The sequence below is a fragment of the Pseudomonas sp. 2995-3 genome, from assembly GCF_002742565.1.
GTDB lineage: Bacteria > Pseudomonadota > Gammaproteobacteria > Pseudomonadales > Pseudomonadaceae > Aquipseudomonas > Aquipseudomonas edaphica.
In genome coordinates this window covers 156,585-180,176 of sequence record NZ_LJSB01000315.1, presented here as the reverse complement: position 1 = coordinate 180,176, position 23,592 = coordinate 156,585, and the positions used below count along the sequence as shown (strand labels likewise).

22 protein-coding genes are annotated in these 23,592 nt (G+C 60.2%); 8 read left to right on the top strand and 14 right to left on the bottom strand.

Going from position 1 to position 23,592, the window contains the following annotated elements:
- Together AOA62_RS27920 and AOA62_RS27915 are read right to left on the bottom strand one after the other, a co-directional pair.
- The gene (locus AOA62_RS27920) at positions 1 to 639 is read right to left on the bottom strand and encodes a peroxiredoxin (protein WP_099550302.1); all 639 of its coding nucleotides are present in this window, start codon (positions 637 to 639) and stop codon (positions 1 to 3) included.
- Between the two features lie 292 nt (positions 640 to 931).
- Positions 932 to 2,287 (bottom strand): OprD family porin, encoded by a 1,356-nt coding sequence (locus AOA62_RS27915; RefSeq protein ID WP_017139543.1) that lies wholly within the window; start codon positions 2,285 to 2,287, stop codon positions 932 to 934.
- Positions 2,288 to 2,657: 370 nt separating this feature from the next.
- Here AOA62_RS27915 and tauA point away from each other — a divergent pair, with 370 nt between their 5' ends.
- On the top strand, positions 2,658 to 3,644 hold the full coding sequence (gene tauA / locus AOA62_RS27910) for a taurine ABC transporter substrate-binding protein (protein ID WP_099550301.1): 987 nt from the start codon (positions 2,658 to 2,660) through the stop codon (positions 3,642 to 3,644).
- A gap of 119 nt (positions 3,645 to 3,763) precedes the next feature.
- On the opposite strand, the gene argA is transcribed toward tauA, so the two are convergent.
- Both argA and argE read right to left on the bottom strand, forming a co-directional pair.
- Complete coding sequence (gene argA, locus AOA62_RS27905; RefSeq protein ID WP_017139545.1) at positions 3,764 to 5,062, bottom strand: amino-acid N-acetyltransferase; 1,299 nt, start codon at positions 5,060 to 5,062, stop codon at positions 3,764 to 3,766.
- 135 nt (positions 5,063 to 5,197) lie between these two features.
- Positions 5,198 to 6,346, bottom strand: coding sequence for an acetylornithine deacetylase (gene argE, locus AOA62_RS27900; RefSeq protein WP_065931829.1), 1,149 nt, complete (start codon positions 6,344 to 6,346; stop codon positions 5,198 to 5,200).
- A 158-nt stretch (positions 6,347 to 6,504) separates the two neighbouring features.
- On the opposite strand from argE, the gene AOA62_RS27895 reads away from it, so the two are divergent.
- Positions 6,505 to 7,872 carry an inorganic triphosphatase gene (locus AOA62_RS27895; protein ID WP_099550300.1) on the top strand — a complete coding sequence of 456 codons (1,368 nt, stop codon included), beginning with the start codon at positions 6,505 to 6,507 and terminating at the stop codon, positions 7,870 to 7,872.
- A gap of 310 nt (positions 7,873 to 8,182) precedes the next feature.
- Here the strand turns inward: AOA62_RS27895 and AOA62_RS27890 are convergent, their stop codons facing one another.
- Positions 8,183 to 8,653 (bottom strand): Lrp/AsnC family transcriptional regulator, encoded by a 471-nt coding sequence (locus AOA62_RS27890; RefSeq protein ID WP_003195279.1) that lies wholly within the window; start codon positions 8,651 to 8,653, stop codon positions 8,183 to 8,185.
- 127 nt (positions 8,654 to 8,780) lie between these two features.
- Here AOA62_RS27890 and AOA62_RS27885 point away from each other — a divergent pair, with 127 nt between their 5' ends.
- The 6 genes from AOA62_RS27885 to AOA62_RS27860 all read left to right on the top strand — a co-directional run bounded on the left by AOA62_RS27885 (position 8,781) and on the right by AOA62_RS27860 (position 14,039).
- Entirely contained in the window at positions 8,781 to 9,119 is a 339-nt protein-coding gene (locus tag AOA62_RS27885) for a hypothetical protein (protein WP_017135282.1), read from the top strand.
- Positions 9,120 to 9,201: 82 nt separating this feature from the next.
- A complete protein-coding gene (locus AOA62_RS27880; protein WP_099550299.1) occupies positions 9,202 to 10,896 on the top strand; it encodes a GspE/PulE family protein in 1,695 nt (564 codons plus the stop codon).
- 77 nt (positions 10,897 to 10,973) lie between these two features.
- Positions 10,974 to 11,894 carry an SPFH domain-containing protein gene (locus AOA62_RS27875; RefSeq protein WP_017135280.1) on the top strand — a complete coding sequence of 307 codons (921 nt, stop codon included), beginning with the start codon at positions 10,974 to 10,976 and terminating at the stop codon, positions 11,892 to 11,894.
- Between the two features lie 10 nt (positions 11,895 to 11,904).
- Entirely contained in the window at positions 11,905 to 12,351 is a 447-nt protein-coding gene (locus AOA62_RS27870; RefSeq protein ID WP_017135279.1) for an NfeD family protein, read from the top strand.
- 69 nt (positions 12,352 to 12,420) lie between these two features.
- Positions 12,421 to 12,735, top strand: coding sequence for a DUF2388 domain-containing protein (locus AOA62_RS27865; RefSeq protein WP_017135278.1), 315 nt, complete (start codon positions 12,421 to 12,423; stop codon positions 12,733 to 12,735).
- Positions 12,736 to 12,896: 161 nt separating this feature from the next.
- A complete protein-coding gene (locus AOA62_RS27860; RefSeq protein ID WP_056860748.1) occupies positions 12,897 to 14,039 on the top strand; it encodes a DegT/DnrJ/EryC1/StrS aminotransferase family protein in 1,143 nt (380 codons plus the stop codon).
- 74 nt (positions 14,040 to 14,113) lie between these two features.
- Here the strand turns inward: AOA62_RS27860 and gcvH are convergent, their stop codons facing one another.
- The 9 genes from gcvH to AOA62_RS27815 form a co-directional block, all read right to left on the bottom strand.
- Positions 14,114 to 14,497 (bottom strand): glycine cleavage system protein GcvH, encoded by a 384-nt coding sequence (gcvH, locus tag AOA62_RS27855; RefSeq protein ID WP_017135276.1) that lies wholly within the window; start codon positions 14,495 to 14,497, stop codon positions 14,114 to 14,116.
- Between the two features lie 52 nt (positions 14,498 to 14,549).
- Entirely contained in the window at positions 14,550 to 15,632 is a 1,083-nt protein-coding gene (gene gcvT, locus AOA62_RS27850; protein ID WP_099550298.1) for a glycine cleavage system aminomethyltransferase GcvT, read from the bottom strand.
- Between the two features lie 156 nt (positions 15,633 to 15,788).
- Positions 15,789 to 17,405 (bottom strand): iron ABC transporter permease, encoded by a 1,617-nt coding sequence (locus AOA62_RS27845; RefSeq protein WP_099550297.1) that lies wholly within the window; start codon positions 17,403 to 17,405, stop codon positions 15,789 to 15,791.
- A gap of 180 nt (positions 17,406 to 17,585) precedes the next feature.
- Positions 17,586 to 18,590: an extracellular solute-binding protein gene (locus AOA62_RS27840; protein WP_017135273.1), complete on the bottom strand. Its 1,005-nt coding sequence runs from the start codon at positions 18,588 to 18,590 to the stop codon at positions 17,586 to 17,588.
- A gap of 160 nt (positions 18,591 to 18,750) precedes the next feature.
- On the bottom strand, positions 18,751 to 19,968 hold the full coding sequence (locus AOA62_RS27835) for a 2-octaprenyl-3-methyl-6-methoxy-1,4-benzoquinol hydroxylase (protein ID WP_178075665.1): 1,218 nt from the start codon (positions 19,966 to 19,968) through the stop codon (positions 18,751 to 18,753).
- 9 nt (positions 19,969 to 19,977) lie between these two features.
- Positions 19,978 to 20,463 (bottom strand): DUF4442 domain-containing protein, encoded by a 486-nt coding sequence (locus AOA62_RS27830; RefSeq protein ID WP_017135271.1) that lies wholly within the window; start codon positions 20,461 to 20,463, stop codon positions 19,978 to 19,980.
- Complete coding sequence (gene ubiH, locus AOA62_RS27825) at positions 20,456 to 21,643, bottom strand: 2-octaprenyl-6-methoxyphenyl hydroxylase (RefSeq protein WP_099550295.1); 1,188 nt, start codon at positions 21,641 to 21,643, stop codon at positions 20,456 to 20,458. The genes AOA62_RS27830 and ubiH overlap by 8 nt, the downstream gene beginning before the upstream one ends.
- Complete coding sequence (gene pepP, locus AOA62_RS27820; RefSeq protein WP_017135269.1) at positions 21,640 to 22,962, bottom strand: Xaa-Pro aminopeptidase; 1,323 nt, start codon at positions 22,960 to 22,962, stop codon at positions 21,640 to 21,642. The genes ubiH and pepP overlap by 4 nt, the downstream gene beginning before the upstream one ends.
- Positions 22,963 to 22,982: 20 nt before the next feature.
- A complete protein-coding gene (locus AOA62_RS27815; RefSeq protein ID WP_017135268.1) occupies positions 22,983 to 23,540 on the bottom strand; it encodes a YecA family protein in 558 nt (185 codons plus the stop codon).
- Positions 23,541 to 23,592 lie beyond the last annotated feature (52 nt).

Below are 23,592 nucleotides of genomic sequence, written 5' to 3'. Positions count from 1 at the left end.
TTAACGGTTAGGCTGTGGGGTTAGCCGCAAGTACGGTTTCACCGCACGGTAGCCCTTCGGAAAGCGCTGCTTGATCTCTTCCTCGTCCTTGAGCGACGGCACAATCACCACTTCATCGCCGTCCTGCCAGTTGGCGGGCGTGGCGACCTTGTGGTTGTCGGTCAGTTGCAACGAGTCGATGACCCGCAGGATTTCGTGGAAGTTACGACCGGTGCTGGCCGGGTAAGTGATGGTCAGGCGGATCTTCTTGTTCGGGTCGATCACGAACAAGGAACGCACGGTGAGCGTGTCACTGGCATTCGGGTGGATCAGGTCGTAGAGGTCCGACACCTTGCGATCGGCATCGGCCAGGATCGGGAAGTTGACGACGGTGTTCTGGGTTTCGTTGATGTCTTCGATCCACTTGTGGTGCGAGTCCACCGGGTCGACCGACAGGGCAATGGCCTTGACGCCACGCTTGGCAAATTCGTCTTTGAGCTTGGCGGTAAAGCCCAGCTCCGTGGTGCACACCGGAGTGAAGTCGGCCGGATGGGAAAACAACACGCCCCAGCTATCGCCCAGCCATTCGTGGAAACGAATCTTGCCGGCGCTGGAATCCTGTTCAAAGTCGGGGGCGATGTCGCCCAATCGTAGGCTCATGGTGTGGCTCCTGATGAGTGCTTATGGAGCCCACTGTGCATGGGTTAGGAATTATTTAAAAAGAATAAATATCGATTTATTTAGACGATAAATGAATATTAAAAATCTGTTCATTGGACTTGGGAACGGGCGAGGATCAACATCCATCACAAGGTTCGAGAAGGCCTTGAGACGCTGTACAAAGAGGGGATTCAGGAAGGGCTTGCGGGGGTTGAGCCCGACTTGAAACGCAAAACACCTTGCCCGGCATTGCGCCGGGCAAGGTTTACAGTCTTACAACAGCTTCACACTACTAGAACAGTGGCAGCGAGTAGCTGACGATCAGACGGTTTTCGTCCTGGGAACGGGTGTTCGCCAGGTCGGTACGCCACATCGCGTTTTTCCAGGCAACGCCGAGGTTTTTCAGCGGGCCTTCTGGAATCACGTAGGCAACGGTGATGTCGCGTTCCCACTCGGACTGGCCAGTGGTTTCAGTACGTGCGTTAGTGTTCGCGATGGTGTCGATGTTGCTACCTTTGAGGTACACAACGCCAGCCGTCAGGCCAGGTACGCCAACCTTGGCGAAGTCATAAGCGTAACGAGCTTGCCAGGTACGCTCGCCAGCACGGGCGAACTTCTGGATCTGCATGTCGGTAGTGATGTAAGCCGACGAGCCGTCACCTTGGTTCAGCCAAGGGAAGTCGCTGCTGCCATTGCTGACTTGGTAACCGCCACCAAAGGTGTGGCCGGCCACGGAGTACAGGAAAAGGCCGCTGTACAGGTTGTTGTCGACTTTACCCTTACCGGCACGGAAACCGTTGTAGTTACCGCTGGTGTAGTAGGCAGCCGTATTACCGTTCAGGCCGTCGTCAGAACTGTTGAAATAACGCAGGTCAGACTTCAATACGCCCGGGCCGATCGACCAGTTATGGGTCAGACCCAGGAAGTGCTGCTTGTAGAAGTCTTCCAGGTTGCCGTAGTAGTACTGTGCGGTCAGATCTTTGGTGAGCTTGTAGTCACCACCGGCATAGTAGAACTTGTTGACGAACTTGCCTGCGGTGTAGTTCGAGCCACCGTTGGCACCACCCAGCGACAAACCTTCGTTGTTGCTGGAGTTACGGCCCTTGGCATGCTCAATTTGACCGGCAACCAGGGTCAAATCCTTGATGTCGTTGGTAGTGATCTGGCCACCCTGGAAGGTTTGCGGCAGCATACGACCATCGTTGGTCACGATAACTGGCAGCTTAGGCTGCAACGTACCCAGTTTCAGTTCGGTTTGGGAGATCTTCACCTTACCGGTCACACCGAGGCTGGCGAAATCGTTGACCGCGCGATTGCCGTCGCTTGGGAACACAGTACCGCCGGACGAAGTACCGGTGATGTTACCGCTGGTGCCGCGGCCAGAATCGAGGCGCACGCCGTACAGGCCGATTGCGTCAACGCCGAACTGAACCGTGCCTTGGGTATAGCCCGAAATGAACCGCAGATCGAAGCCTTGGCCCCATTCTTCGTTCCTGGACGGGTCTGCAGCACCATCACGGTTATCCGTGTTGATGTAGAAGTTACGCAGGCCCAGTGTGGCCTTACTGTCTTCGATGAAACCGGCAGCGCCTGCTTGCTGAGCGATTGCGCCCAGGGTCACAGCCAACGCCAAGGTGGACTTCTTCATGTACCGCTCCTCTCATTTCTAATTTTTGTATTTCTTTGGTCTCGGGTCTGACGCCCTCGATCCACAGATGCGCGATTAGCGCCAGATAGTGACTACCAAGTCAATCGTAACCTTGTGTGTCTACTACCTTCGTCTAACCGCAGTTGATTTGGTCCCTGCAGGGTAATGAGTTTTTCATACACCCAAAAAGAATTGTTTCATTCTTTTTCATACGATTCAGGAATAAGCCTCAGCAGGCAGTGAGTCGATCAGCATAGATCAACCGCTCCATAAGCTAATTCCTAAAGGGTATTTACCAGCCTTTTTTTAGATCGATTAGTGTGATCGTACTGTTGCATACGTCACCCACGATCAAAAAGGCGACGCCATCATGGCCAAACGCACATCCTCCCGTCAATTTGTTACAGTTTTTGTGTCACTAATACTTTCTTTTGGTGTCAAAGCCGCCGATTTGACCATCGGCTATCAAACCGGCATCGACCCCAGCAAAGTCCCCCAGGCTGACGGCCTCTATGAAAAGGCCATCGGCGAGAACATCGCCTGGCGCCGTTTCAACAGCGGCCCTGAAGTGATCACCGCTATCGCCTCCGGCGATGTGCAGATCGGCAATCTCGGTTCCAGCCCCCTTGCAGCAGCGGCGTCACGTAATCTACCGATCGTGGCGTTTATCGTATCGGCGCAGATCAACACTTCTGAAGCCCTGGTGGTACGCAACGGCAGTGGCATCGACAAACCCGCAGACCTGGTGGGTAAAACCATCGCCACCCCGTTCGTTTCGACCTCCCATTACAGCCTGCTCGGTGCGCTGAAGCACTGGGGCCTGGACACTCAAAAAGTCAAAGTGGTGAACCTGCAACCGGCAGAAATCGCCGCCGCGTGGAAACGTGGCGATATTGACGGCGCGTTCGTGTGGTCACCGGCGCTGGGGGAGATCCGCAAGACCGGAAAAACCCTGACCGACGCGGCCCAGGTAGGTCAGTGGGGCGCGCCGACGTTCGAAGTGTGGGTGGCGCGCAAGGATTTCGCGCAAAAACATCCTGACGTAGTGGCCAAGTTTGCCAAGGTCACGCTGGATGCTTTCGCTGACTATGCGGCCCATAAAGACCGCTGGACCGTCGATTCCGAACCGGTGCAAAAAATCGCCAAATTGACAGGTGCGAATGCCGCCGATATTCCTGAACTGTTGGCCGGCACCACCTTCCCGGATGCCCAGGCACAGCAGACCGAGGCACTGCTTAAAGGCGGCACCGCGAAGGCGATTGGGGAGACGGCGAAGTTTTTGAAGGAACAGGGGAAGGTCGAAACGGTGCTGCCGGATTACTCGGCCTTTGTGACCGATAAATTCATCAAAGAATAAATGCAGTCCCCTGTGGGAGCTGGCTTGCCTGCGATGCAGGCACCTCGGTCTTTCAGTTGAACCGAAGTGATGCAATCGCAGGCAAGCCAGCTCCCACATAAGCCAGCCCTTGCTCTTAGCTAGAGGGCCTTTTCGAAAATCTTCGAGTTACGCTGGTAGTTGTAAAGCGACGCCCGTGCCGACGGCAGGCGGTCCACGCTGCTCGGCACAAACCCGCGCTCGCGGAACCAGTGGGCGGTGCGCGTGGTGAGGACAAACAAAGTCTTCAAACCCTGCGCCCGCGCGCGGGTCTCGATGCGCTCCAGCAATACATCACCGCGTGCGCCGTGACGGTACTCCGGGTTGACCGCCAGGCACGCCAGCTCACCGGCATCCGAATCGGCGATCTGATACAACGCCGCACAAGCGATGATCATGCCTTCGCGCTCGACCACGCTGAACTGCTCGATCTCACGCTCCAACACCTCACGCGAACGCCGCACCAGAATGCCCTGCTCTTCCAGCGGGCTGATCAGGTCGAGCAAGCCACCGACGTCTTCAATCGCCGCTTCACGCACCAGTTCGAATTGCTCCTGGGCCACCAACGTGCCGCCACCGTCGCGGGTGAACAGCTCGGTGAGCAACGCGCCGTCTTCGGCATAACTGACGATATGGCTGCGCCCTACTCCGCCACGGCAAGCCTCGGCGGCGGCATCCAGCAACTCAGCCTGATAGTTGTTACCCAGCCGCTGCAGGTGCGCCGGCACTTGTTGCGGGCGCAACTCACGCACCAGGCGACCATGCTCATCGAGCAAACCGAGGTCGGCACCAAACAGCAGCAGCTTGTCGGCGCCCAGGTCGATGGCGGCGCGGGTGGCGACGTCTTCGCAGGCCAGGTTGAAGATCTCGCCGGTGGGCGAATAACCCAATGGCGACAGCAGCACGATGGACCGCTCGTCCAGCAGGCGATTGATGCCTTTGCGGTCGACCCGGCGCACTTCGCCGGTGTGGTGGTAGTCCACGCCTTCGAGTACACCGATCGGGCGTGCTGTTACCAGATTGCCGCTGGCCACGCGCAAGCGCGAGCCCTGCATCGGCGACGAGGCCATGTCCATGGACAGCCGCGCCTCGATAGCAATGCGCAGATGCCCGACCGCGTCGATCACACATTCCAGGGTCGCCGCATCAGTGATGCGCAAACCTTCGTGGTAAGCCGGGGTGAGGCCGCGTGCTTCAAGGCGGGTTTCAATCTGCGGGCGCGAACCGTGCACCAGCACCAGCCGCACACCCAGGCTGTGGAGCAGCACAAGGTCGTGGACGATATTGCCGAAGTTAGGGTGATCCACGCCATCGCCGGGCAGCATGACCACAAAGGTGCAGTCGCGGTGGGCGTTGATGTAAGGCGAAGCGTGACGAAGCCAATTGACGTATTCGGGCATAAAACCTGGGCCTGTAATAAAAAGCAGCCAAAAAAGGATGAATCGTGAAAGCGCACAGCGGGCTGATGGTTATCGTCGGAACAGGCTTGGCGACACGCTCGCTCTCCTTCTATGTACGAATAGGCAGGGGTTAATTTATGCAGGTTTCAGGCAGTAATGCTCGATCAGTTCCCGCAATAGACGCACTGTAGGCGTCAAGCGTGACATTTCGAGGTACTCGCCCGGTTGATGAGCACAGGCGATATCGCCAGGGCCGAGCACCAGGGTTTCACAACCAAGGCGCTGAAGATAAGGCGCTTCGGTGCCGAACGCTACTGCTTGCGCACGATGACCGGTCAATCGTTCCGCCACCCGCACCAGCTCGGCATCTTCGGCCTGCTCGAACGGCGGCACTTCGGGGAACAACGGTGCGTAGTCGATCTTGACTTTATGACGCTCCGCCAAGGGTTCGAGCTTCTGACGAATGGCGGCGCGCAGTACCTGCGGGTCCATGCCCGGCAACGGCCGCAGGTCAAATTCCAGCGAGCATTGGCCGCAGATGCGGTTGGGGTTGTCGCCGCCGTGGATGCAACCAAAGTTCATGGTCGGTTGCGGCACGCTGAATTGCGGGTTGCGGTACTCACGCTGCCAGGCCAGGCGCAGGCCACGCAGTTCGCCAATAGCGTCGTGCATGGCTTCAAGGGCGCTATGACCCAGGCTTGGGTCCGACGAATGGCCGCTTTGGCCCAGAATATCGATGCGCTCCATCATCACGCCTTTGTGCAGGCGGATCGGCTTGAGCCCCGTCGGCTCACCAATCACCGCCGCACGGCCCAACGGGCGCCCGGCCTCGGCCAGTGCACGAGCACCGGACATCGAGCTTTCTTCATCGCAGGTGGCGAGGATCAGCAAAGGTTGCTTGAACGGCTGATCCAGCAAGGGCAGCACGGCTTCGATGGCCAGGGCAAAAAAACCCTTCATGTCGCAGCTGCCCAAGCCTACCCAGCGGCCGTCGACTTCCGTCAGCTTAAGCGGATCGGTCTTCCACAGCGCGGCGTCATACGGCACGGTATCGCTATGCCCGGCCAGCACCAGCCCGCCGGGGCCACTGCCGAAACTGGCGAGCAAGTTGAACTTGCCGGGGCTGACTTGCTGGATATCGATGGCAAAACCCAGGTCGCCCAGCCAACTGGCGAGCAGGTCGATGACCGGGCGGTTGGTCTGGTCGAGAGACGCTTGGGTGCAACTGACCGACGGCGCGGCAATCAGCGCGGCGAATTGCTCTTTCATGGACGGTAACGGCATGCGCGGCCTCTCAACTTCCCGGATGAGCCCCACTATAGAACCATCTGCACGACACAATAAACCGTTGCGGCACGTTGCCGGGCTCAGTCCTGTACACTGCACGACCTTGGCAGCCACACATTTCCCCGGCTGCGCTCCCGATCCTGGATTTTCCGGCCATGCAGAAAGAAACCGAAATCAAGCTCCGCGTCAGCCGCGAAACCCTCGCCGCGCTACGTGAGCACCCGCTACTGAAAAAACGCAACAAAAGTGGCTGGGAACGCCGTGAGTTGATGAACCAGTACTTCGACACCCCTGAACGCGACCTGGCCCAGGCCAAAGTCGCCCTGCGCCTGCGCAAGGACGGTGACGACATCATCCAGACCCTCAAGACCCGCGGCCAAAGCGTCGCCGGCTTGTCGGAACGCAATGAATACAACTGGGACCTGCCCAAAGCCAAGCTCGATGTGAAGAAACTCGACGGCGAGTGCTGGCCCGAGCAATTGGCCGAGCTGGACAAAAAGACCCTCAAGCCAATCTTCACCACCGATTTCGTGCGTGAGCGCGCCGAAATCGCTTGGGGCCGTGGCAAGGCCAAGGTGGTGATCGAAGCCGCCCTGGACCTGGGCCATGTGGTGGTCGGCAAGCAGAAAGAAGAAATCTGCGAGCTGGAACTGGAACTGCGCGAAGGCGAACCGGCTGCCCTGCTGGAACTGGCCGCCGAACTGGCCGCGACCCTGGCGCTGATGCCGTGCGATATCAGCAAGGCCGAGCGCGGCTACCGCCTGTACGACGCCAGCAGCTACTCGCTGAGCCTGCCAGCCCCGCAGATCCACGCCGAAATGCCGTTGGACGACGCCTTCGCCGCAATCATGTGGCACCTGTTGGGCAGCAGCCAGCGTCTGGCTGAGCAATACCGTTTCAACGGTCATTGGCGTCTGCTGCAGGACTGGGTCGACAACCTCGGCGAACTGCGCGCCCTGGTCGGCAGCCTCGGCCAGGCCGCGCCGCGTCAATCCACCAGCGAACTGCGCAGTGCACTGGACGCACTGCTGGAAGACTGGCGCCCACTGGTACAGGCTGGCGATGACGATGAAGACATCCGCAAAGCCGCGCCGGAACAGTTCGCCGAAGAACTCGAAGACGTGCGCTGGGGCCTGTTCTCGCTGAACACCTCGCGCTGGCTGCTGGCCCGCGCCTGGACCACCGACCGCAATGTGCGTGGCAACCGCCAGGGCGCCGCGCAAATCACCAACTGGCTGCCACGCCTGCTGGCTGACGACGCCGTCGCCCTGCAACTGCCGCGCTACCAGCAGCAACCGGAAGACCTGGCCGAGCAACTGCCGCGCATCGAGCGCATCCAGGCCTGGCTGCACCACGCACGCCAGGTGGTGGACATCCCGGAGCTGGACCGCTTGTACGGCGAGCTGAACAAGCTGGCGTTGCTGGCCAACCAGCCGATCACCGATGAATCGCTGGATGCGCGCATGCATCAGGCGATTGCGGTGTATCAGAACCGGGCCTGGAAGACCCTGCTGCGCCTGTAAGATCGCTATCGCGGGCAAGCCCGCTCCCACAGGGGAATGCATTCCAATGTGGGAGCCGGGCTTGCCCGCGATGAGCATAGGTATCTACACAACTTCTGAAGGCAGCCGATTTCTCCTGTGGCGAGCAGACTTGTCCTGCGTTGGGCCGCGAAGCGGCCCCTGTAAAGGCACTGCAATTTTCCTGAAAGAACTCAGTGTCTGGGTTTGGGGCTGCTTCGCGGCCCAACGCAGGACAAGCCTGCTCGCCACAACAGCCCACTGGCCACTAACCGGTTGTGTAGATACCTATGCCGCGATGAGGCAGGCCTTATCAACGCAAGACTGGCAGGCTGGTGGTGGACTTGATCTCCGATAAAGCCACGATCGAGTTCACCTCCTGAATCCCCGGCACCATCGACAGCTTCTCGAAGAAAAACCGCTCATACGCCTCGATGTCCGAGGTGACGATGCGCAGCAGAAAATCCACCGCACCCATCAGCACATAACACTCCAGCACTTCCGGAAACCCGCGAATCGCTTCGGTGAACTCGGTGAAGTTGGAACGGCCGTGGGCGTTGAGTTTGACCTCGGCAAAAATCTGCGTGTTAAGGCCGATCTTCTTGCGGTCCAGCAATGTGACCTGGCCGCGAATCACCCCTTCCTCCTTGAGCCGCTGGATACGCCGCCAGCACGGCGACTGGGACAGGCCCACCTGTTCGGCGATCTGAGCACTGGACAGCGAAGCATCCTCTTGCAGCAGCGCCAGGATACGGCGGTCGTAGGCGTCCAACTCACTGTGCATAAAAATACCTTTGAATGTGCTTATCCTGAATTGATCTATTCAATAAATCGCAGATAGAACCCATCTTAGATAAGAAATCTCCGCCCGCGAATGTAAAAATTTCTCCAGTCGAATTTGGAGAGTCAGCATGCACGCCGTCGAAACCACCCACACTCCCGCACGCGTCGACGCCTGGGCTGTCAACAGCGCCCATTGCCAGGCGCATTATCAGATCGTCGCCGAGGCCGAGCCGGACGTGCTGTGCCGGGTGCTCAACTATTTCGCTTTGCAGTTCCTGACCCCGCAACAGGTCAATGTGAGCCGTGAAGACGACCTGTTGAACATTGATATCGTCATGGACGGTTTGAGCTGGCACCGCGCCCAGGTGATCGGTGAAAAGATTAGAAACCTGATCAGCGTCTGCTCGCTGGAAGTGTGGCGAGCTGACTCTCTGCGGCCTGCAGCGATGACGGCGGCCAGCCTGTAAAAGCCGGCAATACTCATGGGAAGGTGGATGTTCGGGGGCAGGCTAGCCTGGGTTTACACCCGACGCCTGCCAGGAAATGCCCATGCCTACCGCCTTGCACACTCACCGCCTGGAACTGCATCAGTTGCTGCCGACGCTGGTCGAGCAAGGGCTGATAACCGCAGAGGTGGCACATTCACTGGCGGCGGCGCCCGCTACCCAGCAACACCCTCTGGCATCCATCGCAGCCCACGGGCTGTGCCTGGAAACCTTGACGCAATGGCTGGCCACGCAGGTCGGGCAGCCTTATCTGCGTATCGACCCGCTCAAGATAGACGTGGCAACGGTAGTGCCATTGATGTCCCACGCCTTTGCGCAGCGCCACGGGATCCTGGCGGTGGCCGTGGATGCGCAGACCGTCACCGTCGCCAGCGCCCAGCCCCATGTCCGCGACTGGGAAGCCGGGTTGGCACAGGTGCTCAAGCGCTCGATCAAGCGCGTGGTCGCCAACCCCAAGGCTATTGAGCGCTGCATCGGCGAGTTCTACCGCTTGGCCAAATCCGTCAGCGGCGCCGATCAAAAGGCGACGGTGGCCGGCAATGTCGAACTGCTCAGCCTCGGCGCCAGCGATCAGGAGCCGGATGCCAATGACGCGCATATCGTCACTATCGTCGACTGGCTGTTGCAGTACGCCTTTGGGCAGCGGGCCAGTGATATCCATGTCGAACCCTGTCGCGACCAAGGCCGCGTGCGTTTTCGCATCGACGGGCTGCTGCACGATGTGTATCAGTTTCCGCCTCAGGTCACGATGGCGGTGGTCAGCCGCCTCAAGAGCCTGGGTCGGATGAACGTCGCGGAAAAACGCAAACCCCAGGACGGCCGGGTCAAGACCAAAAGCCCGGCGGGCATAGAGGTGGAACTGCGCCTTTCGACTTTGCCAACAGCGTTTGGTGAAAAACTGGTGATGCGGATTTTCGACCCACAGGTGCTGCTGAAAAATTTTGACCAGCTTGGTTTGTCAGATGACGACCAACAACGCTGGCACGCCATGACCGGCCAGGCCAACGGCATCATCCTCGTCACCGGGCCAACCGGCTCCGGCAAGACCAGCACCCTCTACGCCACGCTCAAGCAACTGGCAACCCGCGAGGTCAACCTGTGCACGGTAGAGGACCCGATTGAAATGATTGAACCGGCCTTCAACCAGATGCAGGTGCAACACAACATCGACCTGACCTTCGCCAGCGGCGTCCGCGCCCTGCTGCGCCAGGACCCGGACATCATCATGATCGGTGAGATCCGTGACCGGGAAACCGCAGAAATGGCGATTCAGGCCGCATTGACCGGGCATCTGGTGCTGTCGACGCTGCACACCAATGATGCGCCCAGCGCCATCAGCCGGTTGCAGGAGCTTGGCATTGCTCATTATTTGATCAAGGCTACCCTTATAGGGGTGATGGCGCAGCGTTTGGTGCGGCTTTTATGCCCTCACTGCAAACGCGCGGTGGGCGCGCCGGGCACCGCGCATGAAGCTGTCGGCTGTGCAGAATGCCGCGAAAGTGGTTATCGAGGCCGCGCCGGGCTCTACGAAATCATGCCGATGAGCGAGGCGCTCAAGGCGCTGATCACCCCAGGTGCCGACGTGCAGGCTCTACGCCGGGCCTCAGTGGAGCAAGGCATGCGCAGACTGCGCATGGCTGGTATCGACAAAGTGAACGCCGGGCTGACCACCCTGGCAGAGGTATTACGGGTAACGCCTGGGGATTCAGAAACAAATGATTTGATTGTTGGCCCGTGAAACCGTCCTTATCCGTGACTGGGCCGTTACAATCGGCCACACGTCGCATCACTGACACCATCAGATAGGGAATCGCTATGCAGATCGGAACCGTACTGCTTCTTTTCGTGGGTTTGGCCGTTGCCATCCTGTTCATGGGCTTTAAAGTGGTGCCCCAGGGCTACCAGTGGACTGTCGAGCGTTTCGGCCGCTACACCAACACACTCAAGCCCGGCCTCAACATCATTATTCCGATCATGGACCGCATCGGTCGCAAGATAAACGTGATGGAAAGCGTGCTGGATATTCCACCGCAGGAAGTGATCACCGCCGACAACGCCACCGTGCAGATCGACGCCGTGTGCTTCTTCCAGGTGGTCAACACCGCCCAGGCCGCCTACGAAGTCAATAACCTCGAGCACGCCATCCGCAACCTGCTGCAAACCAACATCCGCACCGTGCTTGGCTCCATGGAGCTGGATGCCATGCTGAGCCAGCGTGACGGCATCAACGAAAAGCTGCTGCGTACCGTGGATGAAGCCACAGCGCCGTGGGGCATCAAGATCACCCGCATCGAGATCAAGGACATCAGCCCGCCTGCCGACCTGATGGCCGCCATGTCCGGCCAGATGAAAGCCGAGCGGATCAAGCGTGCGCAGATCCTGGAAGCCGAAGGCCTGCGGGCATCGGCGATCCTGACGGCCGAAGGTAAAAAACAGGCGCAAATCCTTGAGGCCGAGGGCAGTCGCCAGGCGGCTTTCCTGGAGTCCGAAGCCCGTGAGCGTCAGGCCGAGGCCGAAGCCCGTGCCACACAAGTGGTCTCCGAGGCCATCGCGTCGGGCAACGTGCAGGCGGTTAACTACTTCGTCGCGCAAAAATACATCGATGCCCTGGGCAAGCTGGCATCGGCCAACAACAGCAAAGTCATCCTGATGCCGCTGGAAGCCAGCCAGGTAATTGGCGCCGTCGGTGGCATCGGCGAAATCGTCAAGGCAACCTTCGACAACAAGAAAGGCTGAGGCAACTGCCATGTGGGAATTCCTGCAGCATCTGTCGTTCTGGGATTGGCTGGCACTGGGCACGGTGCTGTTGATTCTTGAAGTGTTCGGCGCCGGCGGTTACCTGCTGTGGATGGGCATCGCCGCTGCCGCTGTAGGCGTGATCAAGTTCGTGGTGCCGCCGCTGGGGTTGGAATGGCAACTGCTGCTGTTCGCCGTGCTGTCGATTTTGACCGCCGTCTATTGGTGGAAACGCCAACGCAGCAGCGCCAAGGTCAGCGACCAGCCGGGGCTGAACATGCGTGGCTCGGAGCTGGTTGGCCGCACGTTTGTGGTGCACCAGGCCATCGTCGATGGCCGGGGCAAGATAAAAGTCGGTGATGGCGTGTGGATGGCCACTGGCCCGGATACCCCGATAGGCGCTCAAGTACGTGTCATTGGTCAGGACGGCGTGGTTTTACAGGTCGAAACTGTTTAGTCAGTGATGGAACTCGACTGAGCTAACTACAATCAAACTGTTCAGATAACCCAGTCGGAGTCACCCATCATGCGTTTCAAATATGCTGTCGCAACCCTCGCTGTGCTTTCCCTTCCTGTCGGTTCAGCCATGGCCGACAGCTTTTGGCGTAATGTCATTTCATCGGGCGCTACTACCGGCTCGACGTACCTGACCTTCAAGGACCACAAGCTGGTGGTTGCCGCCCAAGACGACGCAGGCAGCTTTGTTGCCAGCGACGGCGGCATCCGCGGTCCATACCTGGAAGCCGCCATGCAGAAAGTCCGCGCTGACAACCCAGGCCTCAAGGCCACCGATATGGAATTGGCCAACGCTATCCTCGCGAAAAACGCTGTGACCGAGTAAAGCGCCCATAAAAAATGCCGCTCTTTGGGAGCGGCATTTTTTTGCTCGTAACATGACGATTCATTCACGTGTGACAGGCTATATTCAGTCGAACCGTGCAACCATGCGGTACTGATACGTTTATTACTCATCGCCTATCTGAAACGGATGCCTTCGTCGTTATGAGCCAACAGCCCTTTCTGCCGTTTTCCAAACCTACCATTGATGAAGCCACCATCTCGGCGGTCGGCGATGTACTGCGCTCGGGCTGGATCACCAGCGGGCCAAAAGTGCAGGCGTTCGAAGCACAGCTGTCGGAATACTTTGGCGGCCGGCCGGTGCGGACGTTCAACTCCGGCACCTGCACCATGGAAATTGCTTTGCGCATCGCCGGGATTGGCCCAGGGGACGAAGTCATCACCACGCCGATCTCCTGGGTCGCCACTGCCAACGTGATCCTGGAAGTCGGTGCCACGCCGGTATTTGCCGATATCGACCCGGTAACCCGCAATATCGACCTGGCCCAAGTAGAAGCTGCAATCACCCCACGTACCAAGGCGATCATTCCGGTGTACCTGGCGGGCCTGCCCCTGGACATGCCGATGCTGTATGCACTGGCCAACAAGTACAACCTGCGTATCGTCGAAGACGCCGCCCAGGCACTGGGTTCCAGCTGGGATGGCGAACGCATTGGCGCAACCGGCGACTTTGTATCCTTCAGCTTCCAGGCCAACAAGAACATCACCTCTTCCGAGGGCGGTTGCCTGGTATTGAACAATGCCGAAGAAGCCCGCCTGGCCGAGAAATATCGCTTGCAGGGCGTTACCCGCACGGGTTTCGATGGCCTGGACGTAGATGTGTTGGGCGGCAAGTTCAACATGACCGACATTGCCGCAGCCATCGGCCTGGGCCAGTTCGCTCATATCGAGAAGATCACTGCCCATCGCCAGAACCTGGCGCGCCACTACTTCAAATGCTTCGGCAGTGATTTCGAAGCGCAATACGGCGCACAACTGCCACCGGCAGACTTCGAAAACAGCAACTGGCACCTGTTCCAACTGGTATTGCCGGAGCGTCAGGATGGCAAGCCGGCACGCGCCACCTTCATGGAACAGATGCAGGCGCATGGCGTCGGCATTGGCTATCACTACCCGCCGATCCACCTGCTGAGCCTGTATCGGGCACAGGGTTTCAAGGAAGGCATGTTCCCGGTGTCGGAGCGTGTTGGGCGTTTGATCGTGTCGTTGCCGATGTTCACGGCGATGACAGAGGCGGACGTAGAGCGGTCGGTTGCGGCGGTTAAAGCGGTATTGAAAGCGGGTTAAACAAAAAAGCGTTGGCTTGCAACAATCAACTGTGGGAGCTGGCTTGCCTGCTCCCACATTGATTTGTGTCGTGTTTACTCGCCGATGGCAGCTTTGTAACCCGCAGCATCCAGTAGTTTTTCCAGATCGGCCGGGTTGCTTGGCTTGAGCTTGAAGATCCAGGCGCCGTAAGGGTCGGTGTTCAACAGCTCAGGGCTGCCACTCAGTTCCTCGTTGACGGCAATCACTTCGCCAGCAATCGGGGCGTAGATATCCGAAGCAGCCTTCACCGACTCAACCACGCCAGCCTGGCCTTCAGCTTCAAACTGGGCGCCAACTTCCGCCAGCTCAACAAACACCACATCACCCAACGCTTCCTGTGCATGGTCGGAAATCCCGACGGTCACAGTGCCGTCGGCTTCCAGACGGGCCCATTCGTGACTTTCGGCAAAACGCAGGTCAGCTGGGATATCGCTCATAATCTGTGTCCTCAAGAAGAAATGTCAGCGGCCTTTGGCCTGCCGGAAATAGTTAGATCAAGGTTTTGCCATGGCGTACGAAGGTCGGTTTGACCACTCGAACCGGGTACCACTTGCCGCGGATTTCCACTTCGGCCCGATCGGCGGTGGCCGTCGGTACGCGCGCCAGGGCAATGGATTTGCTCAGCGTAGGAGAGAAACTACCACTGGTGATCTCTCCTTCGCCAACATTGGCGATACGAACCACTTGGTGAGCGCGCAAAACCCCACGCTCCTCCAGTACCAGCCCGACCAATTTGTACTGCACACCCGCCGCCAGCTCTGCTTGCAGCGCGCTGCGACCAATGAAGTTGCGACCGGCAGGTTCCCAGGCAATGCTCCAGGCCATGTTAGCCGCCAAGGGCGAAACATCCTGGTGGATATCCTGACCATACAGGTTCATGCCGGCTTCCAGGCGCAGGGTATCGCGGGCGCCAAGACCAATGGGTGAAATACCCGCGCCGACCAGGTCGTTGAAAAAGCCTGGCGCCTGATCGGCAGGCAGGACTATTTCCAGGCCGTCTTCACCGGTATATCCGGTACGGGCGATAAACCAGTCACCGTCCGCCTGGCCTTCAAAGGGCTTGAGTTGATGAATCAGGTTGCTGCGCGACTGGGTGACCAGTTCGGCGATTTTCTGCCGGGCATGGGGACCCTGAATGGCGAGCATGGCCAACTCGGGCCGCTCCTGCAGTTGCACCGAATAGTTGCCCAGTTGCGCCTGCATCCAGGCCATATCCTGGTCGCGGGTGGCTGCGTTGACCACCAACCGGTAACCGGCTTCGGTGCGGTAGACGATCATGTCGTCCACCACGCCGCCCTGCTCATTGAGCATGGCGCTGTAGAGCGCACGGCCGCAGCCATGCAAACGATCGACATCATTGGCCAGCAGGTGCTGGAGCCATTCCTTGGCCTGAGGGCCGGTGACATCGATCACGGTCATATGAGATACATCGAACACCCCGCAGTCGCGTCGCACCTGATGGTGTTCTTCAACTTGCGAGCCGTAGTGCAGAGGCATATCCCAACCGCCAAAATCGACCATTTTCGCGCCGAGGGCGAGATGCAGGTCATACAGAGGCGTACGCTGTCCCATGGGTTTCTCCTTCCGGGCTTGGCGAAGGTGCGCGGAGCTGCTGTTTGCGCTGAACACCTTGAATTACAAGGCCTGCAGCCACGCCCAGCGACTCGCTCCGAAAGACGAAGCGCACCGAATGCCGCGCATTGTAGCCGCAAGCCGTAGGACTGGCACCTAACCGATTTGCCTCGCAGAGCGTCGGATCAAGCCGATGACCGGCAGTAACCCCACCAGTACGAGGGTCAGCGCCGGCAACGAGGCTCGCGCCCATTCGCCTTCACTGGTCATTTCAAAGATGCAAACCGCCAGGGTGTCCCAGCCAAATGGGCGCATCAGCAAAGTTGCGGGCATTTCCTTGAGCACATCGACGAACACCAGCAACGCTGCGCTCAACGTGCCCGGCAGCAATAACGGCAGATACACTTTGCAAAACAGTCGTGGCCCGCTTACCCCGAGACTGCGTGCCGCTTCCGGCAACGACGGGCGGATTCGCGCCAGGCTGTTTTCCAACGGCCCGTAGGCCACCGCCAGAAAGCGCACCAGATAGGCCAGCACCAGTGCCGACAGGCTGCCAAGCAGCAAGGGTTTGCCCGCGCCGCCGAGCCACCCCGAGAGCGGTACCACCAGCTCTCGGTCCAAGTAGCTGAATGCCAACATGATCGACACCGCCAGCACCGAACCCGGCAAGGCATAGCCGACGTTAGCCAGGCTGATACCAGAGCGAATCGCCCGTGTCGGCGCCAGCCGGTTGGCGAAGGCGAGTATCAACGCCACGCTGACCGTGATCAGCGCCGCGATACCGCCTAAGTAAAGGGTGTGAACGATCAGGCCGGTGTAGCGCTCATCCAGGTCGAAGCGGCCGCGCTGCCAGAACCAGGCGACCAGTTGCAGCATGGGGATGACAAAGGCGCAGGCGAACACCAACCCGCACCACGTGCTGGCCGCTGCCGCCTTGAACCCTCGCAAGTGATACAACGCCTGGCCCCGTGGCCGCTCGTTGCTTGGGCGGCTGGCACCGCGGGCTCGCCGTTCGCCGTACAGCACCAGCATCACCACCAGCAGCAACAGGCTGGCCAGTTGGGCAGCGCTGGAAAGGCTGAAAAAGCCGTACCAGGTCTTGTAGATGGCGGTGGTGAAGGTGTCGAAATTGAACACCGAGACCGCGCCGAAATCCGCCAGGGTTTCCATCAAGGCCAGGGCCACGCCGGCACCAATCGCCGGCCGTGCCATGGGCAGCGCGACGCGCCAGAACGCTTGCCAGGGCGATTGCCCGAGCACACGTGCCGCCTCCATCAGCCCTTTGCCCTGGGCAATAAACGCCGTGCGCGCCAGCAGGTAGACGTAGGGGTAGAACACCAGCACCAACACGATAATCACGCCGCTGGTGGAGCGCACCCGCGGCAGCCGCAGGCCGGTGCCGAACCAATCACGCAGCAGGCTTTGCACCGGGCCAGCGAAATCCAGCAGGCCGACAAACACAAAGGCCAGTACGTAGGCGGGAATGGCAAAAGGCAGCATCAAGGCCCAATCGAGCCAGCGCCGCCCAGGAAACTCGCAGAGGCTGGTCAACCAGGCCAGGCTCACGCCCAGCAGGGTCACACCCACACCGACGCCCAGCACCAAAGTAAGGGTATTGCCCATCAGGCGCGGCATCTGGGTGTCCCACAGGTGCGACCAGATTTGCGCATCAATGCTTTGCCAGGACAGCAACAGCACACTCAGCGGCAACAGCACCAGGGCGGCGACGCTGAAGACCGGCAGGTACCAGCGGCGTTGGGCGGGGTGGGCCAAGGGCTAGCTCTCAGGTTGGTAAAAAATTCAAGGTGAACACAAAGCAATGTGGGAGCTGGCTTGCCTGCGATAGCAGCACCTCGGTGTGTCAGTTACACCTAGGTGATGCTATCGCAGGCAAGCCAGCTCCCACACAAGCCAGCTCCCACATTTAGTTCGGCGCTTGCCTGCAAATTGTAGTTAGTTCCAGCCGGCGCGATCCATCAGGCGGATAGCCTCAGCCTGGCGCTTGCCTGCCACTTCCACCGGCAAGGTGTCAGCCACGAACTTGCCCCAGGTCGCCACTTCTGCTGATGGCGGCACCGCCGGGTTGGCCGGGAACTCCTGGTTCACATCGGCAAAGATCTGCTGTGCCTCAGGCGTGGTCATCCACTCGACCAATGCCTTGGCCGCTTCCGGATGCGGCGCGTGCTTAGTCAGGCCAATGCCCGACAGGTTCACGTGCACACCACGGTCGCCCTGGTTCGGCCAGAACAGTTTTACCGCCAGGTCTGGCTTCTGCTTGTGCAGGCGGCCGTAGTAGTAGGTGTTGACGATGCCCACGTCGCATTGCCCGGCGTTGATCGCCTCCAGCACGGCGATGTCGTCGGAGAACACGTCGGTGGAGAGGTTGTTGACCCAGCCTTTGACGATTTCCTCGGTTTTGGCCGCGCCATGGGTTTCGATCAGGGTGGCGGTCAGCGACTGGTTGTAGACCTTCTTCGCCGTGCGCAGGCACAAGCGGCCTTCCCATTGCTTGTCGGCCAGGGCTTCGTAAGTGGTCAGGTCACCGGGTTTTACCCGGTCGGTGGAATAGGCGATGGTCCGTGCGCGCAGGCTCAAGCCGGTCCAGGCGTGGTTAGAGGAGCGATATTGCAACGGAATATTCTTGTCAATCACCGCCGAGGTGAACGGCTGCAGGATGCCCATTTGCTCAGCCTGCCAAAGGTTGCCGGCGTCGACGGTGAGCAACAGGTCGGCCGTGGCGTTCTCGCCTTCGGCCTTGATGCGCTGCATCAGCGGGGCTTCCTTGTCGGTGATGAACTTCACCTGCACGCCGGTCTTTTTGGTGTAGGCATCGAACACCGGCTTGATCAGCTCGTCGATGCGCGAGGAGTAGACCACGACTTCGTCGGCTGCCTGCACGGTGGTGCTGCCGATAAGGGTGAGTGCCAGGGCAGTCAGGAGGCGCTTGGGTGCCAACATGGGTGCGGTCTCTCATTTGCAAAAAGAGGGCAAATGATAAGGACTCACATTTGGTAGCGCTTGGTGGAGGCGTTACGAGATGTTGCATGGCTGGGATTTGTGCTGGGGCCAATGGCCCCATCGCGGGCAAGCCCGGCTCCCACAGGGTACTCAGGCGCCCTCAGGGTTTGGCCAGCTCCGGGAGGTCGCCGGTCAGGCCCAAGGCCTGGCGGACGAAGATGGCCTTGGCTTCGAGCATCTGGTCGACCATTTTCAGCCCGGCGTTGCGCAGCCAGCGTAATGGCAACTGGTCGGCCTGGAACAGGCGCTCAAACCCTTCCATAGCCGCCATCAGCGCAAGGTTATGCGGCATGCGCCGACGTTCGTAGCGGCTCAAAACTTTCACATCAGCCAGGCGCTCACCACGTTCAGTGGCTGCCAGCAGCACCTCGGCCAGCACCGCCGCATCGAGGAAACCCAGGTTTACGCCCTGCCCCGCCAACGGGTGGATCACGTGGGCCGCGTCGCCGATCAACGCCAGGCCTTCTGCCACGTAGCGTTTGGCATGTCGTTGGCGCAATGGCACGCACACACGTGGATCGGCGCTGAGCACCGTGCCGAGCCGCCCTTCAAAGGCGCGCTCCAGCTCACGGCAGAAGTTTTCGTCGTCCAGCGCCATCAGGCGCTCGGATTCGGCCGGTGTGGTGGACCAGACGATCGAGCACCAGTCTTCCTGCCCCTCGCGCACCAATGGCAGAAACGCCAGCGGGCCAGTGTCGGTAAAGCGCTGCCACGCCGTGCGCTGATGGGGTTGGCTGCTGCGCACGCTGGTGACGATGGCGTTATGCAAGTAATCCCACTCGCGGGTCGCAGTGCCGGTCAGGCGGCGTACGGCGGAGTTGGCGCCATCGGCGGCGACCACCAGCGGTGCACGCAATGTGCGGCCGTCGGCAAGGGTCAGCAGCCAGTCATCGCCGGAGCGGCGCATCTGTTCCAGGCGGGCGTTGGCCAGCAGGCCCAGGTCGCAGTCATGCAGGCGGTCGAGCAGCGCGTCCTGAACCACGCGGTTCTCGACGATATGCCCAAGCACTTCGGCGTGCACACTGGCCGCCGAGAAGTGGATCTGCCCGGTGCCGCTGCCGTCCCACACTTGCATCTCGCCATAAGGGCTGGCGCGCCGCGACACAATGCCGTCCCACACGCCGAGGCGCTCAAGGATGCGCTGGCTCGCGGCCGACAAGGCGCTCACCCGTGGCTCGAAGGCAGCCTCACGGTCAAATGGCTTGACGCTCAGCGGGCTGCCGTCGAGCAGCAGCACCTGCAGGCCACTGCCCTGCAACGCGAGCGCCAGGGCGCTTCCGACCATTCCGGCCCCGACAATCAGCACATCTGCGCGCATGTCCATGCTTTAAGCCTGCTTTGCTGGCGGCTTGCGCCGCACGTAAAGGGTTTTGTCGACCCGCGCCACCAGGGTGCCGGAGCCGTCATGAATCTCGACCTTGAGGTGGGGCAGGTACTTCTCGCCACCTTCGGTTTGCCGGCGAATCTCGTCCAGCAAGGCGTCGTCGATGGAGAACTCGGCGTACACCGGGCCTTTGCCCGGCGACACAAAGTCGATGCTCGCGGCCTTGTCCCACACGATGTAGTCGCGGCCCAGGTTCTCCATCAACAGCAACATGTAGAACGGGTCAACCATCGAATACAGGCTGCCGCCAAATTGCGTGCCGACGTAATTACGGTTGTACCAGCCCAAGCCCATGCGCACTTTGACATGACGAAAGTCAGCGCTCATGTGCTGCACGCTTATCCCCGCCCCGAGATAAGGCGGATAAAGGGTCATGACCCAACGCAACAGCCGCGCTTTACCCAAACGTTGGATCAACCACTTACGCATCGGGGCGCGTACCCAAGCCCATGGCCTGACGGGCGAACCAGCGTTTGGCCGGCGGTAGCAGGTCCAGGCCAAGCAGGCCCATGTTGCGGCCCAAAGCCACTAACGGCTGGGCACTGCCAAACAGGCGTGTGACTTGATCGGAGAAGCCCACTGTGAGCTTCTGGTCCAGATGCTGGCTTTCGCGGTAGCGCTGCAAGGTCGCCAAGTCGCCCGGCACCTGCGGCCCGGCCAACAAGGCTTCGGCCAAGGCATTGGCATCGCGCAGGGACAGGTTGAACCCCTGCCCGGCAATCGGGTGCAGGCTGTGGGCGGCATTGCCGAGGATCGCCAGGTGCGAGCGCACTTGTTCTTCGGCCTCCACCAGCGTCAGCGGGTACAGGTGCCGTGCGCCGACTTGCTTGAGGGTGCCCAGGCGATAGCCGAACACGCCCTGCAGTTCGCTCAAGAAACTGCGCTCGTCGAGGTTGGCCAAACGCTGGGCGTCCATGCCGATGCGCGTCCATACCAGCGCGCAGCGGTTGTCCGGCAACGGCAACAGGGCCATCGGGCCTTCATCGGTAAAGCGCTCGAAGGCCTCGCCGTTGTGGGCTTCGCTGGGGGTGATGTTGGCGATCAGCGCGCTCTGGTTGTACGGGCGGGTTTTCACGCCAATACCTAACTGCTCGCGCAAACCGGAGCGACCACCGTCGGCCAATACCGCAAGGTCGCATTCCAGCACGGTTTCATCGTTGAGGGTCAGGCGATAGCCGTCGGGCAGCGGCTCCATACGCGTGACTTCCGCCGGGCAACGCCAACTCACCACCTCTTTGTCCAGGCCTTGCCACAGGCACTGTCCGAGCCAGGCGTTTTCCACCACATAGCCGAGGGCCGGCACGCCCTCCTCCATGGCGGACAAGCGCGCAGTGGAGAAACGCCCACGGTCAGACACGTGGATCTGCTTGATCGGCTCGGCGCGGCGGGAGATGTCCTGCCACACACCCAGGCGCTGATAGATCTGACGGGCACCGTAAGACAACGCCGAAGAACGTGCATCGTAGCTCGGTTGGTAAGTGTCGCCTGGGGCAAATGGCTCGATCAGCACGATCTTCCAACCCCGTGCCTTGGCACCGGCCTGCAAGGCCAACGCCAGGCTGGCGCCCACCAGGCCACCACCGATAATCGCCAGGTTGACCCGGCTCATCGGGCAGCCGCCATCAGCGCTTCGATCTCAGCGACAGTTTTAGGCACACCACCGGTCAGAATTTCACAGCCTTGCTTGGTCACTACCACGTCATCCTCGATGCGTACGCCAATGCCACGCCATTTCTTTGCCACGTTCTGGTTGTCCGGCGAAATATAAATCCCCGGCTCCACGGTCAAGGCCATGCCCACTTCCAGCACACGCCATTCACCGCCCACTTTGTATTCGCCCACATCGTGCACATCCATGCCCAGCCAGTGGCCGGCGCGGTGCATATAAAAGGCACGGTAGGCTTCGCTGGCGATCAACTCGTCGACGTTACCTTGCAACAGCCCCAACTTCACCAGCCCGGCGGTGATGACCTGCACGGTCGCCTCGTGGGCCTGGTTCCAATGTTTGTTCGGTGCAATCTGGGCGAAGGCGGCTTCCTGGGAGGCCAGCACAATTTCATAGATCGCCTTTTGTTCGGGCGAAAACTTGCCGCTGACCGGCCACGTGCGCGTGATATCGCTGGCGTAGCAGTCGATCTCGCAACCGGCGTCGATCAACACCAGATCGCCGTCCTTGAGCAGCGCGTCATTCTGCTGGTAGTGCAGGATGCAGCTGTTGCGCCCGGCGGCGACGATGGAGCCATAGGCCGGCATCTTCGCGCCGCCCTTGCGGAACTCGTAATCCAGCTCGGCTTCGAGGCTGAACTCATACAGCCCGGCGCGGCTGGCCTGCATCGCCTTGACGTGGGCCGCACAGGAAATTCGCGCGGCCTCGCGCATCACCTTCACTTCTGCCGCCGATTTATACAGGCGCATGTCGTGGAGCAGATGATCCAGGGCAACAAATTCGTTCGGCGGCTGGGCGCCCAGGTGCGCCTTGGAACGGATCACGTTGATCCACTCCATCAGATGCCGGTCGAATTCGGCGTTGCTGCCCATGGCCGAATACACCCGGTCGCGGCCTTCGATCAGGCCGGGCAGGATGTCGTCGATATCGGTGATGGGGAACGCATCGTCAGCACCAAAGTCGCGAATGGCGCCTTCGGTGCCGGCGCGCAGGCCGTCCCACAGTTCGCGTTCGACGTTGCGCTCGCGGCAGAACAGCACGTACTCGCCATGCTGGCGACCGGGCATCAGCACGATCACAGCTTCAGGTTCAGGGAAGCCGCTCAGGTACTGGAAGTCGCTGTCCTGGCGGTAGACGTGCTCGACATCACGGTTGCGGATGGCCACGGCGGCGGCCGGCAGGATCGCGATGCTGTTGGGTTCCATCTGCGCCATGAGCGCCTTGCGGCGACGGGTGTATTCCGCTTTCGGGATATGGATCATGGGCAGATGGGCTTCCTTACTTAGTGCAGCGACGGCTTGGGTGCGGCGGGCTCAGCGGATTTTTTGGTCTCGGTGAACAACAGCAGCGGCGCGACACGCAGGTATTCCATCACTTCCATATAGTCGCCTTCGCCGTCTTCGGATTCTTCCAGGGCATCTTGCACCTGGGAGATGGCCGCCAGGTCTTGCAACACTTCTTTGGCATCAGTGCTCAGTTCCAGGCCCCCGGCATTCACACCGAAGCCGTGCAGGAAACCCTGGCACCATTGGCCCAATGCTGCAGCGCGTTCGGTGAGCGGTGCATCGTCGGTCGGCAGCAGCAGAACGACGGTGACGTCATCACCGGTCAGCTCGCCTTTAACCATCTCTTGCAGGCCGATCAGCGCGTTACGCACGTTCTCGGTAGGTTCGGTTTCCAGCAGCTCGGCCACATCGGCCAGCCAATTGTCGGCATCGAAGCCAACGCCCGTGCAGCTGCGGCCCAACAGCACGCCGTGCAGTTCGGCAGGCGAGCAAGGATGACCGCTGGAGCTCAGCAGTTTGGAAAAAGCGTCGTACGGGGAGTTCTGAATAGGCATGGTGAGCTAGGCGCCAGACGGCGCAATGTCTAGAATGAAGCGCTGTATCCTA